Consider the following 15,758-nt stretch of genomic DNA (forward strand, 5'->3'; position numbering starts at 1 on the left):
GCTCTTTGCTTTGAGGCGGTATCGAACGAATCGCTTCCTGGATACGATGCGAACGGGTATGGCACATCCACCGGACAGCATCTGCATCTCTGAGTGGGGAGACGGGGCCATGCGATCGATGAGCCGCACCGGACTGGTGAGCGCCGGCCTGAGCCTTGGAGCGGTTGGCGGATTCGTCGGCAGCCTGCTCAGGGAGCGGAGCGCTTTGACAGCCGCGCGTGATGCGGCGGGCGAGGAAAGCGAGGAACTGCCTTCATGGGGCGTCGGCTCGTGCCGCTCACGCTGGACAACCTTCAGGACCTTCCCCAACGCTGTCGGTCGTGCGTCTTTTGGGAGCTGGATCCCGTCAGCGGCGAAGCGGCGCTGAGGGCCGGGACCTCGGCCCTGGAGAAGGAAGCCTGGATCTCCGCCGTCCTGCTGGACTGGGGTTCATGTGGCCGGGTGGCATACGTCGATGACGTGCCGGTGGGTTTCGTTCTGTATGCCCCTCCGGCCTATGTCCCGCGCTCGACGGCCTTCCCCACAAGCCCCGTCTCGCCGGATGCCGTGCAGTTGATGACGGCGTTCATCATGCCCGGATATCAGGGGCAGGGGCTGGGGCGGGTGCTCGTGCAGACGGTAGCCAAGGATCTCCTGCGTCGAGGCTTCAAGGCGATCGAGGCCTTCGGAGACGCTCGCTGGAAGGAGCCCGCCTGCCTGCTGCCGGCGGACCATCTTCTGGCCGTCGGTTTCAAAACGGTCCGGCAGCACCCCACGCATCCCCGCTTGCGGCTGGAATTGCGGTCCACGCTTTCCTGGAGGGAAGACGTGGAGATGGCGCTCGACCGGCTTCTCGGAGCGGTCCAGAAGGAACCGGCGTTGCGGCCGCTGTAGCGTCAGCGAAGTGCCGTAGACGAAATGGGCCAACCCGGCGGGGTTGGCCCATTCGTGTTTCACGTGAAACATGAACCGTCGCTCGGACGGCCCCGTTCTCCGCCTTACTCGGCGATGAACTCCTCGAGGTCACGAACGATCGCGGCCTTCGGCTTGGCACCGACGATGGTCTTGGCGACCTCGCCACCCTGGTAGACGTTCAGGGTCGGGATCGACATGACGCCGTACTTGGCGGCCGTACCCGGGTTCTCGTCGATGTTCAGCTTGACGACCTCGATCTTGTCGCCGTACTCGGCGGCGATCGCCTCGAGAGACGGGGCGATCTGGCGGCAGGGACCGCACCAGGCGGCCCAGAAGTCCACCAGAACGGGCTTGTCGCTTTTGAGGACGTCCTGCTCGAAGGAGTCGTCGGTCACGTTCTTCAGGTTGGCCACAGCGGGCTCCTTAACTTGATCGCGTGGGGGCGGGGAGGGGGAGGTCAGGCGATGACGGTCTTCTCGGGCTCAGCCTTGTCCTCGTCCGCGAGGGCGGAGAGGAAGCGCTCGGCGTCCAGTGCGGCGGAGCAGCCGGTGCCGGCTGCGGTGATCGCCTGGCGATAGGTGTGGTCCACCACGTCGCCGGCGGCGAAGACACCGGTCACATTGGTGCGGGTGGACGGGGAGGCGACCTTCAGGTAGCCCTCCTCGTCCAGGTCCAGCTGGCCCTTGAACAGCTCGGTGCGCGGGTCGTGGCCGATCGCGATGAACAGACCGGTCACGGGCAGCTCGGACAGTTCGCCGGTCTTGACATTGCGCAGCTTCAGACCAGAGAGCTTCTGCTCGCCCTGGATCTCGGCGACCTCGCTGTCCCACACGAACTTGATCTTCGGGTCGCCGAAGGCGCGCTCCTGCATCGCCTTGGAGGCACGCAGCGTGTCCCGGCGGTGGACGATCGTCACGGACTTGGCGAACCGCGAGAGGAAGGTGGCCTCCTCCATCGCGGTGTCACCGCCGCCGATCACGGCGATGTCCTGGTCCCTGAAGAAGAAGCCGTCGCAGGTAGCGCACCAGGAGACGCCGCGACCGGAGAGGGCGTCCTCGTTCGGCAGGCCGAGCTTGCGGTGCTGGGAACCGGTGGTGACGATGACCGCCTTCGCCTGGTGGACGGTGCCTGCCGTGTCCGTGACGGTCTTGATCTCACCGCTGAGGTCGACGGAGACGATGTCGTCCGGGATGAGCTCGGCGCCGAAGCGCTCGGCCTGCGCCCGCATGTTGTCCATCAGTTCGGGGCCCATGATGCCGTCGCGGAAGCCCGGGAAGTTCTCGACCTCGGTGGTGTTCATCAGCGCGCCACCGGCGGTGACGGCGCCTTCGAACACCAGGGGCTTCAGGGACGCGCGCGCGGTGTAGAGCGCCGCCGTGTAGCCTGCGGGCCCGGAGCCGATGATGATCACGTTACGGACGTCGCTCACGGCTTGATTCCTCGTCTCTGGTCTGCGTCAGTCGACCGGTGGGAGACCCTTTCGGGACTCTCACCCCACCCAACGGATCCTACGGGGCGCGCATTCCCGGTGTGTCGGGGCACACGCATGCGCCGGGTGAGAGGGAGCGGCCCAGCAGACTCAAGGGCGGGCGGACTCAGGGGTGAGCGAAGGAATGCTTCAGAAGAACCGTGCCGGCCGAGCCGGGCTGCTGCTGGATGCAGGCCGCATCCACGATGTAGACCGTGACGCGTGCGTTGTCGGCAGCATCCGGGACCACGACCAGGTAGGCCGACTTCCCCTCGTACGATCCGGTCTTGGCACCCAGGACGTTGTCGCCTTGGTGCAGTGCGGCCCGGACGCAGTCGGGAACGGCCACGTCGGTCTGGAGCAGGGTGTTCGCGCTCTCGGTCGAGTGGGGGGTGTTCTGCTCGGACTGGATGCCCGATCGAGGGCGCTGTCCCTGCTGCGGGTTCTTCCTGTGGGTGAGGAGATCCTTCACCTGGCTCTGGACACTCGTGCCGGAGAAAGGCGCGACGGAAGGCGTCGGCTTGCCATGGGCGGTCGTGGAGTCGGAGGAGTGATCACCGAGCGACTGCAGCACCAGTGACCCCACGCCCAGAACGGCTGCGGTCAGGACAGCCCCCAGGGCCACACGCCTGCGGCGCCGGCTCCGCTCGCGCCCCTTGCGACCCGGACCGGTCGCCCCTTGAGGACGGCCGACGGGACGGTCCGAGGGCAGCGATGTTTCACGTGAAACATGGGCCTGGCCGTCCCCTCGCCCCGGCTCAGCCCCCGCGGAGGGCTGGGCGCTCAGTGGTTCCGGAGCGGCGGCGCTGAGCAGCGCCTCGGCGGCGAGAGCGGCGTCAATGCGCTCGGCGACGTCGGCCGGCATGCGCTCCGCTCCCGATGCGGCACCCAGCAGCCCCCGGATCTCCTCCAGCGAGGCATGGACGTCCGCGCACAGCTCACACGATGCCAGATGGCTCCGCACGTCCGAGCTGCGGTCCGGAGGCAGAAGGCCTTCGGTGAGGTCGGAGATCTCCGCGACGTCCGGGTGCCCGGCCGTGTCTGTCGTGGAAGTCACGCTCGCCCACCTCCGCCCTTCACTACGGCTGAATCGCTCGGTCCCGCGTCCTCGGGGCTCCCACGCGAAGCCCCCGTTGCCGGTGGGACGGATGTCCCCTCCACCCGGTTCCGTCCCACGCCGGGTTCTTTTCCGTGTCCGGTGCCTTCGGGCCGTAGATGAGCGAGGAGAGGCAGGAGCCGGGCTCTGCCCCGGGCACATCGGCTCTTCACCGTGCCCGTCGGCACATCGAGGATCCGCGCTGCCTCGGCCACGGGATATCCCTGCATGTCGACGAGGACCAAGGCGGCCCGCTGGTCGTGAGGCAGCGTGCCCAGTGCTTCGAAGAGCTGCCGTTGCACATCGTTGCGCTCGGCCGGCGCGGAGGCCGACTCGTGCGGTTCCAGCAGTTGCTCCAGCCGCTCGGTGTCGTCGACCGGCGCGGTCTTCCGTGAGTCCGCCTTACGGGCACGGTCCAGGCAGGCGTTCACCGTGATCCGGTGCAGCCAGGTCGTGACGGCCGACTGGCCCCGGAAGGTATGGGCAGCCCGGTAGGCCGACACCAGGGCGTCCTGGACCGCGTCGGCGGCCTCCTCGCGGTCCCCCAGCGTCCGCAGCGCGACTGCCCAGAGCCGATCCCGATGCCGCCGCACGATCTCTCCGAAGGCATCGGGGTCGCCTTCCACATGCCGGGCGAGAAGATCTTTGTCGCTCACTCCGTCGTATCCGGCGTCCTGCGCCATCTGCCCCTCCGGTCCGGGTGCGACGTCAGCCTGTGAACTTGACTTCGCCGATGGCCTGCTTCCAGCCGGCCGTGGAGTACAGGGTGGAGTCGTACCCCGAGTTCGGCACGGCCGTCAGCCAGACGAGGACGTACTGCGTCTTGACCGACTTGGTGACCTTCACCGTGGCGGTGGTGCCTGTGGTCGTGACGCTGCCGATCTTCGTCATGGAGCCCAACGACGCCGGCGTCAGCGAATCCGCAGCGTACAACTCGACCGTCGTGTGGTCGCCGCCGTAGCGCATGTCGAGGGTGGCGGTGCTGAGGTTCTTCGCCGAACCGAGGTCGTACACGATGCCGACACCCGGCTTGTACGGCGCGATCGACGGACCCTCGAGGAAGCTCTTGGTCTTCCAGTACGTGGACGGGTTGCCGTCGTACGTCTTGGGTTCGGCACCGGAGTTCTGGGTGGGGCCGTCGGCGGTGAACTCCCGGGCGTTCTGGATCTTTATTGGCTGTGGCTTCGGCTTTGCCGCGCCTTTGTCTCCGTCACCCGTGGTCTGGCTCTTGTTGGTGTCGTCGGACTTGCCGCCATGGTCCATCAGTGCGTCCGCCAACTGCCAGCTGCCCAGACCGAGGGCGGCGATGAGGAGCGCGGACACCGCCCACTTCAGTGCCTTGCCGGTGCGGCTCTGCAGCGGGGGCGGCGGGGTGCCGATCGGCTGGGTGGCGCCGGGATGCGGCGCCGGGCGGCCGTACGTGCCCTGCTGATAGGTGGTGCGCTGGTACTCCGGCGGGGCCGTGAACGCCGGCTCCGGCGGGCGGATGCGCGGCATCTCGCCGATCGCCTTCACCAGCTCCTCCGGCGTGGTGCACGGGGCCTCGTGACGAGAGGCGGTGGCACCGTCGTTGGCGAGCGCGCGCATGGCCAGTTCGGACAGGCCCCGGTGCACACCGGCCCGCACCTGGTCCGGTGCGATGAGACCGACGCCCTTGGGAAGCCCCGACAGGCCGTACGCGTCGCTCTCGTACGGCCAGCGCTGGGTCAGCGCCGCGTAGAGGAGGGCGCCGATGGCCTCGGTGTCGGTGCGCTGCGGGGTGTCGGAGCTGATGCCGCGCAGCGCGGCGTTCACGGCGAGGCCCCGGATGCGCCACTGGCCGGTCGAGGCACGCAGGACGGCGTTGGGGTTGAGCCGGAGATGGGCGAGGCCCTCGCGGTGCGCGGCCGCCATGGCGGAGGCGACCTGACTGACCATCTGGTAGGCGTCGTGCGGTTCCAGCGGGCCGTTGGTGAGGAGCGTGGTCAGCTCGGTGGCGTCGGGCAGCCACTCGTGCACGACGTAGACGAGGTCGTTCTCCTCGACGGCGTCGAGGACCTGGACGAAACGGGGGTCGCCGAGCAGCGCGGAGGAACGGGCGGCGGCGAGGACGGAACGGGCCCGTCCATGCTCCGCGGGAAGGATGTGGACGCCGACGGCGCGGCGCAGTTTCTCGTCGACCGCACGCCAGCTGCTGAATCCGTCCAGACGGGTGACGCACTCCTCCAGGCGGTAGCGTCTGGCCAGCTTGTGACCGCTGTGCAGTTCGGGAGGCGAGGCCTTCTGCCCGGGACCCTCCGTACCGTTCGCCTGTGCCTCGTCGCTGTCCGTGTCCCGCTCCGGGTTCTTGGCCACCCCGTCGGCCGTGGACTGGTCCGCCTTGGCGGTCAGCGGCTGCTCACCGCTGTTGTCTGCCACGTCGACGGCAGCTGTGCTCCGTTCCGCCACCGTCGTCCCTGCCTCCCCATCCGTTGCACGCTGTCCGACGCCGAAACCAATTGTGCCCACAGTCCGCCGCTATGCACGACACACGGCGGCGGACGATGGTTGTGCGCCTACCCCCGCCTCAGCGGCCCAGACGCCCGCGGACCATGCCCACGAGCGAATTGAGTTCCTCGATGCGCATCCGGCGGGCGGCCACGAAGAAGATGCCGAGCAGCACGGCCCCACCGGCGATCAGCGCGGCGAAGGAACCGACGACGCCCTGGCCGAGGGTGTGTCCGATGCCGTAGCAGGCCGCACCGCTGAGCAGGGCCGCCGGCACCGAGGCGATGCACAGGCGCGCGTACGTCCGCATCACCCGAGTGCCGTCCAGGTCACCGCCGAGCCGCTTGCGCAGCCGCCGCCAGGCGACCCCCACACCGATCGCGTAGGCGAGGCCGTACGCGGCCGCCATGCCGGCCACCGCCCAGCGGGCGGGCAGCAGGACGTAGCAGAGCGCTGAGGCGCCCGCGTTGACGGCGGCGACGATGACGGTGTTGTAGAAGGGGGTGCGGGTGTCTTCGTACGCGTAGAAGGCGCGCAGGACGACGTACTGCACCGAGTACGGGATCAGGCCGAGACCGAAGGCCATGAGCATGTAGCCCATGTTGGTGGCCTCGCCGGTGCCCGAGGATCCGAAGATCAGCGTGCACATCGGAATGCCGAGCGCGAGGAAGCCGAAGGCGATCGGCACGATGGCGACCGCGGTGGTCCGCAGGCCCTGCGAGATGTCGTCGCGGACCGCCCCGCCGTCGCCCTCGGCGGCGGACCGCGAGATGCGCGGCAGGAGGGCGGCCATCAGGGACACCGTGATGATGGCCTGCGGCAGGCCCCAGATCAGCTGGGCGTTGGCGTAGGCGGCGAAGCCGGTGCCGGCGACGCCGGCGTCCTTGCCGGCCGCAGTGGACAGCTGGGTGACGATCATGGCGCCGGCCTGGTTGGCGAGGACGAACAGGACCGTCCACTTGGCGAGCATCGCGGCCTTGCCCAGGCCGTGGCCGCGCCAGTCGAACCGCAGCCGGATCCGGAAGCCCGTCTCGCGCAGGTACGGGATCATCGCCAGCGCCTGGACGACCAGACCGAGCAGCACACCGACGCCAAGCAGGCGCTGGCCCTCCGGCGGGATGTTCGTGACGGTCATGTGGGAGTTGGCGGCGGTGCCGTAGACCCAGATGAACATGCCGAGCGTCACGATGATGACGATGTTGTTCAGGACCGGGGTCCACATCATCGCGCCGAACTTGCCCCGGGCGTTGAGGATCTGACCCATCACCACATGGATGCCCATGAAGAAGATCGAGGGCAGGAAGTAGCGGGTGAAGGTGACCGCCACGTCGTTGGCCGCCGGGTTGGTGGCGACCGGGTTGGACAGCAGCCGTACCAGCAGCGGCGCCCCGAACATCGCGAGACCGGTCAGCGCGGCCAGGGCGACCATCACCAGGGTCAGCAGACGGTTGGCGAAGGCCTCGCCGCCGTCGTCGTCCTCCTTCATGGCGCGCACCAGCTGCGGCACGAAGACGGAGTTGAGACCGCCGCCGACGGTGAGGATGTAGATCATCGTCGGCAGCTGGTAGGCGACCTGGAAGGAGTCGCCGAGGAAGCCGAGGCCGAGCGCCGAGACGATCAGCGCCGAGCGGACGAAACCGGTGAGGCGGGAGACCATCGTGCCCGCCGCCATCACGGCACTGGACTTCAGCAGCCCGGTGGCCTTACCGCCCTTCTTGGGGGGTGCGGCGGAGGCTGCCGGAGCCGCTGCCGGCTCGGGTTCCGAGTCCTGGTACGGACCGGCGGGATCCGGCGCCGTGGCCGGGGCGGGCACGGGCGGCTGCGCCGGGTTCCCCGGGGCGGCCGGGTAGGAGGCCGCGGCGTACGGGTTGCCCTGCTGGGGGTCCTGGCCGGGTGCCGGAGGGTACGGGCCGGCGGGGCCGTACCCGGTACCCGGAGCGGTGGCCTGCTGGGAGTAGCCGGGCGGGTCCATGGGCGCGTGTCCGCCGCTCTGCTGCTGGTCCTTGAAGAGATGGGCGAAGGCGTCCGGTTCGTGGCGCTCCTCGCCCGAGTGCGTGACCAGGTCGTCCACGCCCACGTACTGGGTCGTGCGCGGGTCGTCGCCGTACGGCAGGTACGGCGTCGCGCCCTCCGGTTCCGGCGCCGGCGTCTGTGCCCACACCCGGGGGTCGGGCGCGTACGGCGACTGGGCGGGCTGTCCGTAGAGCGGCTGCTGCCCGTAGCCGTCCTGAGCGGGCGGCGGGTGTGCGGCGCGGTCGTAGAGCGCTTCGGCGACCGGGTCCTGGGCGGCGAGGTCGTGCCCCCGGTAGGGGTCCTGGTCGTAGGCGTCCTGGAGGTACATGTCCGCTGCGTGCTGCGGCGGTACCTGACCGGGCTCCGGCGGTGTCTCGGGGTAGCCCGAGCCGGCCGCGCCCTGGCCGCGATCACCGTCGTACGGCGCGTTCATGCTTACCCCACCTCATCGTCCCTGGCCCCACCGGCCACGACATCGCTCAACGGTCCACTCTCTCACCCGTCCCGGACGGGTCGGGGCTTTCCGGTGCGGTGTCCGGAGCAGGGTCACTCGGGTGCTCCCGGTCGTCTGCCCCGGTGGGAGAGGCGGAATCCTCCGGTTCTTCCGGGAGACGGTCTGCGGGGGCGTCGGGGTTCCCGGACTCGTCGGCGGCCTGCTCCGCCGCCTCCGGGCCGTCCTCCTCCGGCTGGCGCGCGGATGCCCGTTTGCGCTGGGTGTACATCCGGAAACCGGCGAGGACGAGGAGGAGCACGCCGCCGCCGATGACCAGCATCACAGTGGGGGTGATCTCGGTGACCTTCACGTCGAAGCTGACCGGGTCGCCGTACTTCTGGCCGTCCTCGGTGTACAGCTGGGCGATCACCGTGACCCGGCCGTTGGCATTGGCCGAGGTGGTGAACTTCACGGACTGGCTGTGCCCGCCCGAGATCTCCACCGGCTCCTCGGAGTAGGCCTTGCCGCCGATCTTCAGCCGGGTCGGCATGGTCGAGGTGAGGCGCAGGACCAGATGGCCGACCGGCTGGACGAGGTTGTTCTGTACGGTCACCGGGATGGTCGCGCTGCGTCCGGAGAGCTTGGTCTCCGACTTGTCGATCAGCTTGACCTGATCGGCCAGCTCGTCGAGCCACCCCTCCACACCGTCGCGGTAGCTCTGCGCGTGCCAGCTCCCGCCGCGCCACGACGTGGACATCTCACGGTTTATGGCCCGCCCGAACGGCGTGACGACGCGGGACTGGTCGGAGAGGATTACCTGGAAGCTGCCGAGCTTGTCCTGGGTGCGCGCGATCTGCTCGAAGGCCGTCCGCGGCAGTTCCTGCGCGCGCAGGGAGGAGGGGTAGGCGGACCCCGAGGGGATGCGCGTGGTGGCGTTCGGGTCCGGCTTGTCCTTGGCCGCTGCGGAGAGGTCCTGTGACTCGGACCAGTTCCCTTCCTGGAGCGCCTTCAGCGCCGCCGCCATCGCCTGTGCCTGGCTCACGGTGGGCATGCGCTGCGGGGCGACGACGATGCTGCGCTGCTTGTCCGTCTGCGCGTTCACCTCGAGGCTCTGCGCCAGGAACTCCTGCTCGGCGAGCGTGGCCGAGTCCGCCCTGGTCAGGTCGCCCTCGAAGGCCGTGGACAGCCGGGCGTCGGAGACCACCGCCGTGGTGCCGCCGCCGACCGGGCGGGCGGCGGAGGGCGTGTAGGGCAGCCCGGCGGTCTCCTGGAGGCTGTCGCTGCGGGCGATGACGCGATCGGCCCCTGCGGAGGTCGCGACCTTCATGATCGCGGGGTCCACGGCGCCCTCCACCGGCCAGGCGAACTCGGTGCTCGGTGTGACGTGGAGCACGGTCTTGACGGTGATGGCGGCGACGTCGGTGGCGTCCTTGAGGTGGCTGAGGGAGCCGGTGACGCTGGTGCCGTTGTGTGCGAGGGAGGCGAGGTCCGGGTCGGCGAACGGCAGCGCGACGACCTCCTTGCCCGCCACCGCGTCCTGCAGGTTCGCCAGCCACTGCTTGGCGAGCGCCTGGTGGTCCTTCGGACCGGGCTCGGTGGTGTGGTTGTCCCCCGGCAGCCGGTAGTTGCCGGTCGCCATGGCGTCCACCGAGGCCAGCAGGTCCGGGTCGATCACCCAGGTGACGTCCAGGTCCTTGCCCAGCTCCACCATCTGGGCCAGCCGGCCGCCCGGCGCCAGTTCCTTGGCCAGATCGTCGTTGAGGAACACCGGCGTCTGGAGCTCCCCGGCGCCCGTCTTGGCCGTCATGTGGACCGTGGAGATCAGCGGCCACAGGTAGGTCGTCTTCGTCTTGGTGTCGGCCTCGGACGGCTGCCACGGCAGGAACGTCCGCTGGATGCCGAGCATCTGGTCCCAGGGCTGGGTGGCCGTCCTGCCGGAGAGCGACACACCGAACTCGTACACGCCGTCGCTGCCGAGGTCGAGCTTGTCCACGGGGACGGAGATGCTGAAGTGCTCCGCGACACCGGGGGACAGCTTGGCGAACTTCTCCACGTACTTGCCGCCGACCTCGGAGCCGGTGTCGCCGGTCAGGTCGTCGGAGTGCTGCGCGACGGAGTCGATACCGGATCGGGTGTCCAGCATGGGGCCCACCCGTAGGTCCACGTGGGCGCCGGTGACGGTCTGCCTGCCGTTGTTGGTCACGGTGCCGGACACGGTCAGCGTGTCCCCGTCGGTGGGGGCGCTGGGAGTCAGGGAGTCCAGGGCGACGGACACCGTGTCCGAGGAAGCGGCCTGGGCGGGCGCCGCGGCGGGCAGCTGCAGCAGCCCGGCCAGCAGCGGTGCACCAGCGAGCAGCCCGCCGGCGCGTCGCAGCCACCGGCGGGCAGGTGAGGCACTGGTCCCCTGGAATTCAGCCGCCTCGGCCACGCGCTCGCCCGTCCCTCGTCGTCGTCAGTGGTCGTCGGAATGTGCGTCCACGCATGGTAACGATGCGCGCCGAGGGGAAGTGCCGCGGTCTCCGTCACAAGATCGAGAAACACCGGCGTCCCGTCCTCTATATCCAGTATCGAGGGGAGAGCTTCCGTACGCCTCGAGGGCAGTGCTTGCAACGGGTATGCGAGGAGCTGTCCCCGCCCCTGCCGGCCGGCTGCCATCTCGATCATCTGGAGGGCGGCCCTGGTCGTAAATGGAGGGCGTCCCGGTCCGCCGGGCCACGTACCCTCTTCTGTTGTGCCGAACCCGAACGAAGACACTTCCTCTGCCCTGAGCCAGGCGCAGCAGCGCGCGGTCGCCGAGCTGCTGCGCGTGGCGCCCGTCGCCGACGATCTCGCCCGCCGATTCCAGGCGGCCGGGTTCTCCCTCGCCCTGGTCGGCGGGTCGGTGCGCGACGCGCTGCTCGGCCGGCTCGGCAACGACCTGGACTTCACGACCGACGCCCGCCCCGAGGACGTTCTGAAGATCGTCCGCCCCTGGGCGGACGCCGTCTGGGAGGTCGGTATCGCCTTCGGCACCGTCGGCGCGCAGAAGGACGGCTACCAGATCGAGGTCACCACCTACCGGTCGGAGGCCTACGACCGCACCTCGCGCAAGCCCGAGGTGTCGTACGGCGACTCCATCGAGGAGGATCTGGTCCGCCGGGACTTCACGGTCAACGCGATGGCCGTGGCACTGCCGGAGAAGGAGTTCATCGACCCGCACGGAGGTCTGGAGGATCTCGCGGTACGCGTGCTGCGGACGCCGGGCACGCCGGAGGAGTCCTTCTCGGACGATCCGCTGCGGATGATGCGGGCCGCCCGGTTCGCCGCCCAGCTGGACTTCGCGGTCGCCCCTGAGGTCGTCACCGCGATGACGGAGATGGCCGGGCGAATCGAGATCGTCTCGGCCGAGCGGGTCCGGGACGAGCTGAACAAGCTGATCCTCTCCGCGCACCCGCGCAAGGGGCTGGCCCTCCTCGTGGAGAGCGGGCTCGCCGATCATGTGCTGCCCGAGCTGCCGGCGCTGCGCCTGGAGCGTGACGAGCACCACCGCCACAAGGACGTCTACGAGCACACGCTGATCGTCCTGGAACAGGCCATCGCCCTGGAGCAGGACGGTCCCGACCTCACCCTGCGGCTGGCCGCGCTGCTGCACGACATCGGCAAGCCGCGCACGCGCCGCTTCGAGAAGGACGGCCGGGTCTCGTTCCACCACCACGAGGTGGTCGGCGCCAAGATGACCAAGAAGCGCATGACTGCCTTGAAGTACTCCAACGAGCTGGTGAGGGACGTCTCACGGCTGGTCGAGCTGCACCTGCGCTTCCATGGCTACGGCACCGGGGAGTGGACGGACTCAGCGGTGCGCCGCTACGTCCGTGACGCGGGCCCGCTGCTGGACCGTCTGCACAAGCTGACCCGCTCGGACTGCACCACCCGCAACAAGCGCAAGGCAGCCGCGCTGTCCCGGGCCTACGACGGCCTGGAGGAGCGCATCGCCCAGCTGCAGGAGCAGGAGGAGCTGGACGCGATCCGCCCGGACCTCGACGGCAACCAGATCATGGAGATCCTGGGGGTCGGCCCGGGTCCCGTCGTCGGCAAGGCGTACAAGCACATGCTGGAGCTGCGCCTGGAGAACGGCCCGATGGACCATGACGCGGCGGTGGCGGCCCTCAAGGACTGGTGGGCCGAGCAGAACTGATCTCTGCCGGGCCGGGCGGAGCGATGTTTCACGTGAAACACCCCGCCCGGAGCAGAACGCAGGAGGGGCGATGTTTCACGTGAAACATCGCCCCTCAGCGCGTTGAAGAGCTACTTCTTGTTGTCTCCCAGGCAGAGAACGAACGAGTCGCTCCCTTCCCTCCACTCGATGGCAGCGGTCGTTCCCTGGACCGACTGGCAGGCGAGCGTGGCGATGCTGGTGTCGCCGTCCTTCTTCAGTACCTTGTAGTCCGCCTTGGCATCGCCGCAGTCCAGCTGCTCGATGTTCGGGTCCTTGGCAGTTCCCTTGTTCGTCAGGCAGTCACCGACCGCCAGCTTCTGGGTGTCGTCGTTGTGGCTGTTGAGGTAGCCGCCGGCCGCCGCGATCAGGCCGACGACGACGATGGCTATGCGCACGTACAGCTTGACGTTGCGCTTCGGCCGCTGCGGAGCCGGTGCATACGGTGCGGCACCCTGCGGGGGGAATCCGGGCTGGCCCGGCTGCTGCGGGTAGCCGCCCTGCGGAGGGTACGGAGCCTGGGGCTGGCCGTACGGCTGCTGGCCCTGCGCGAATGGGTTCTGGCCCTGGGGCGGCGGAGTCGTCACTTGGGGTTCCCCCTAGGAGAGTTGGTGAGCAGCGCACATAAGCGGCGCGTAAGACGCACGTAAGTTACCGGGCGCCACTGACACTTCTGTGCCCCAGGGGGGCTCTGTGGCTTTGATGTGACACTCACCGGTGTTCAAAGCGGGCCATAGCCCCAGCAACTGCCCCGTAGATGACGGCGACCGTGACGACCAGCGTTGCCGAGCGTCCGTCCGGCGGCAGCATCAGCGCCGCCACTCCGGCCGCTCCGACGAAGGCCACGTTGAACAGCACGTCGTACACGGAGAAGATCCGGCCGCGGAAGCCGTCGTCGACGGCGGCCTGGACGATCGTGTCCGTGGCGATCTTCGCGCCCTGGGTGATCAGACCGAGGACGAAGGCCGCGACCAAGAGGGGGCCGGTGGCGAACGGGAGGCCGAGGGCGGGCTCCAGTACGGCCGCGGCGCCGGAGCACACCACGATCCAGCGCCCGGGCCTGAGGCGTCCCGCGGCCCACGGCGTCACCGCGGCGGCGGCGAAGAATCCCGCACCCGACAGCGCCAGCGCGAGGCCGAGCAGCCGGAGCCCTTCCTCCGGACTCGCGGAGAGGGCGTACCGGCACAGCATCAGCAGAAGAACGAGGAGCGCCCCGTAGCAGAAGCGCATCAGCGTCATCGCGGCCAGCGCCCATGCCGCTTCCCTGCGCCGCGGCTCGGCCAGATGGCGGACGGCCGCCATGAGTTCGCGTGCCGTCGCGGCGAGGGCGGTGGCCATGTGCGGCCGTACCGGCTGCCGGTCGGGACCGAGGAGCGCGGCAGGCAGGGTCAGGGCGGTCAGGCCGGCGCACAGATAGAGGAAGGCGCCGAGGAGTACCACCGCCGCGTCGGAGCCGGACGCCACGAGCCGCACGGCGAAGGCGAGACCGCCGCCCGCGGTCGCGGCGAGTGTTCCGGCCGTCGGCGACAGGGAGTTGGCGAGCAGGAGACGCTCGGCGTCCACCACGTGGGGGAGGGACGCGGACAGCCCGGCGAGGACGAAGCGATTGACGGCCGTGACGCACAGCGCCGAGACGTAGAAGAGCCAGTCCGGGACCTGGCCGGCCATCAGTGCGGCGGTGATCGCGGCCAGCAGGGCGCGCAGCAGGTTGCCGTAGAGGAAGACCTGCCGGCGGCGCCAGCGGTCCAGCAGGACGCCCGCGAACGGGCCGACCAGCGAGTAGGGGAGCAGCAGGACCGCCATCGCGGAGGCGATGGCGGCGGCCGAGGTCTGTTTCTCCGGGGAGAAGACGACGTACGCGGCGAGCGCGACCTGGTAGACACCGTCGGCGCCCTGGGACAGGAGACGGATGGAGAGCAGGCGTCGGAAGTACCGCAGGCGCAACAGGACGCGCAGGTCACGGACGACGGGCATGGAGCACAGCCTCACACATGCGGAAGGTCCCCGGGTCAGGGAACCCGGGGACCTTCACAGCCCTGGCAGGAGCGTTCTGGTGCGAGCGGTCGCCCTTCGGCGGCAGCGCTCAGCGCCGTGTCGGACTAGCGCTCGACCTCGCCGCGGATGAACTTCTCGACGTTCTCGCGGGCCTCGTCGTCGAAGTACTGGACCGGCGGGGACTTCATGAAGTAGGAGGACGCCGACAGGATCGGACCGCCGATGCCGCGGTCCTTGGCGATCTTCGCCGCGCGCAGGGCGTCGATGATGACACCCGCGGAGTTCGGGGAGTCCCAGACCTCGAGCTTGTACTCCAGGTTCAGCGGGACGTCACCGAAGGCGCGGCCCTCGAGGCGGACGTAGGCCCACTTGCGGTCGTCCAGCCAGGCCACGTAGTCGGACGGGCCGATGTGGACGTTCTTCTCGCCGAGGTCCCGGTCGGGGATCTGGGAGGTGACGGCCTGCGTCTTGGAGATCTTCTTGGACTCCAGACGCTCGCGCTCGAGCATGTTCTTGAAGTCCATGTTGCCGCCGACGTTCAGCTGCATCGTGCGGTCCAGGATCACACCGCGGTCCTCGAACAGCTTCGCCATGACGCGGTGCGTGATGGTGGCGCCGACCTGGGACTTGATGTCGTCACCGACGATCGGCACACCGGCCTCGGTGAACTTGTCCGCCCACTCCTTGGTGCCGGCGATGAAGACCGGGAGGGCGTTGACGAAGGCGACCTTGGCGTCGATCGCGCACTGGGCGTAGAACTTCGCCGCGTCCTCGGAGCCGACCGGCAGGTAGCAGACCAGGACGTCGACCTGCTTGTCCTTGAGGACCTGGACGACGTCGACCGGCTCGGCGTCGGACTCCTCGATGGTCTGGCGGTAGTACTTGCCGAGGCCGTCGAGGGTGTGGCCGCGCTGCACGGTGACACCGGTGGAGGGCACGTCGCAGATCTTGATGGTGTTGTTCTCGGAGGCGCCGATCGCGTCCGCCAGGTCGAGGCCGACCTTCTTGGCGTCGACGTCGAACGCGGCGACGAACTCGATGTCGCGCACGTGGTAGTCACCGAACTGCACGTGCATCAGGCCGGGCACCTTCGACGCCGGGTCGGCGTCCTTGTAGTACTCGACTCCCTGCACCAGCGACGCGGCGCAGTTGCCCACGCCGACGATGGCTACGCGAACCGAACCCATTCCGGTTGCTCCCT

General features: G+C 69.2%; 12 protein-coding genes. 2 read left to right on the forward strand and 10 right to left on the reverse strand.

Annotated features, from left to right (window positions below):
* The first annotated feature begins 255 nt into the window (after positions 1–255).
* The gene (locus tag ABB07_RS19375) at positions 256–873 is read left to right on the forward strand and encodes a GNAT family N-acetyltransferase (protein WP_208899890.1); all 618 of its coding nucleotides are present in this window, start codon (positions 256–258) and stop codon (positions 871–873) included.
* Between the two features lie 104 nt (positions 874–977).
* Here the strand turns inward: ABB07_RS19375 and trxA are convergent, their stop codons facing one another.
* From trxA to ABB07_RS19410, 7 genes are all read right to left on the reverse strand, one after another.
* Positions 978–1,307 carry a thioredoxin gene (trxA, locus tag ABB07_RS19380; protein ID WP_208899891.1) on the reverse strand — a complete coding sequence of 110 codons (330 nt, stop codon included), beginning with the start codon at positions 1,305–1,307 and terminating at the stop codon, positions 978–980.
* A 44-nt stretch (positions 1,308–1,351) separates the two neighbouring features.
* Positions 1,352–2,323, reverse strand: coding sequence for a thioredoxin-disulfide reductase (trxB, locus tag ABB07_RS19385; protein ID WP_208899892.1), 972 nt, complete (start codon positions 2,321–2,323; stop codon positions 1,352–1,354).
* A gap of 166 nt (positions 2,324–2,489) precedes the next feature.
* Positions 2,490–3,419, reverse strand: coding sequence for an anti-sigma factor family protein (locus ABB07_RS19390; RefSeq protein WP_208899893.1), 930 nt, complete (start codon positions 3,417–3,419; stop codon positions 2,490–2,492).
* Complete coding sequence (sigM, locus tag ABB07_RS19395) at positions 3,416–4,141, reverse strand: RNA polymerase sigma factor SigM (RefSeq protein WP_208899894.1); 726 nt, start codon at positions 4,139–4,141, stop codon at positions 3,416–3,418. The genes ABB07_RS19390 and sigM overlap by 4 nt, the downstream gene beginning before the upstream one ends.
* A 25-nt stretch (positions 4,142–4,166) precedes the next feature.
* Positions 4,167–5,885, reverse strand: coding sequence for a protein kinase family protein (locus tag ABB07_RS19400; RefSeq protein ID WP_208899895.1), 1,719 nt, complete (start codon positions 5,883–5,885; stop codon positions 4,167–4,169).
* A 118-nt stretch (positions 5,886–6,003) separates the two neighbouring features.
* Positions 6,004–8,370, reverse strand: coding sequence for a murein biosynthesis integral membrane protein MurJ (gene murJ / locus ABB07_RS19405; protein WP_208899896.1), 2,367 nt, complete (start codon positions 8,368–8,370; stop codon positions 6,004–6,006).
* A gap of 46 nt (positions 8,371–8,416) precedes the next feature.
* Positions 8,417–10,798, reverse strand: coding sequence for a DUF6049 family protein (locus ABB07_RS19410; RefSeq protein ID WP_208899897.1), 2,382 nt, complete (start codon positions 10,796–10,798; stop codon positions 8,417–8,419).
* Between the two features lie 303 nt (positions 10,799–11,101).
* Here ABB07_RS19410 and ABB07_RS19415 point away from each other — a divergent pair, with 303 nt between their 5' ends.
* The gene (locus ABB07_RS19415; protein ID WP_208899898.1) at positions 11,102–12,544 is read left to right on the forward strand and encodes a CCA tRNA nucleotidyltransferase; all 1,443 of its coding nucleotides are present in this window, start codon (positions 11,102–11,104) and stop codon (positions 12,542–12,544) included.
* A 110-nt stretch (positions 12,545–12,654) separates the two neighbouring features.
* Here ABB07_RS19415 and ABB07_RS19420 read toward each other — a convergent pair whose 3' ends face one another.
* From ABB07_RS19420 to ABB07_RS19430, 3 genes are all read right to left on the reverse strand, one after another.
* Positions 12,655–13,149: an LppU/SCO3897 family protein gene (locus ABB07_RS19420; RefSeq protein WP_208899899.1), complete on the reverse strand. Its 495-nt coding sequence runs from the start codon at positions 13,147–13,149 to the stop codon at positions 12,655–12,657.
* A 124-nt stretch (positions 13,150–13,273) separates the two neighbouring features.
* Positions 13,274–14,536 carry an MFS transporter gene (locus tag ABB07_RS19425; RefSeq protein ID WP_208899900.1) on the reverse strand — a complete coding sequence of 421 codons (1,263 nt, stop codon included), beginning with the start codon at positions 14,534–14,536 and terminating at the stop codon, positions 13,274–13,276.
* A 125-nt stretch (positions 14,537–14,661) separates the two neighbouring features.
* Positions 14,662–15,744: an inositol-3-phosphate synthase gene (locus ABB07_RS19430; RefSeq protein WP_055707474.1), complete on the reverse strand. Its 1,083-nt coding sequence runs from the start codon at positions 15,742–15,744 to the stop codon at positions 14,662–14,664.
* Between the last annotated feature and the right edge of the window lie 14 nt (positions 15,745–15,758).

It is taken from the genome of Streptomyces incarnatus (assembly GCF_001027185.1).
Lineage (GTDB): Bacteria > Actinomycetota > Actinomycetes > Streptomycetales > Streptomycetaceae > Streptomyces > Streptomyces puniciscabiei.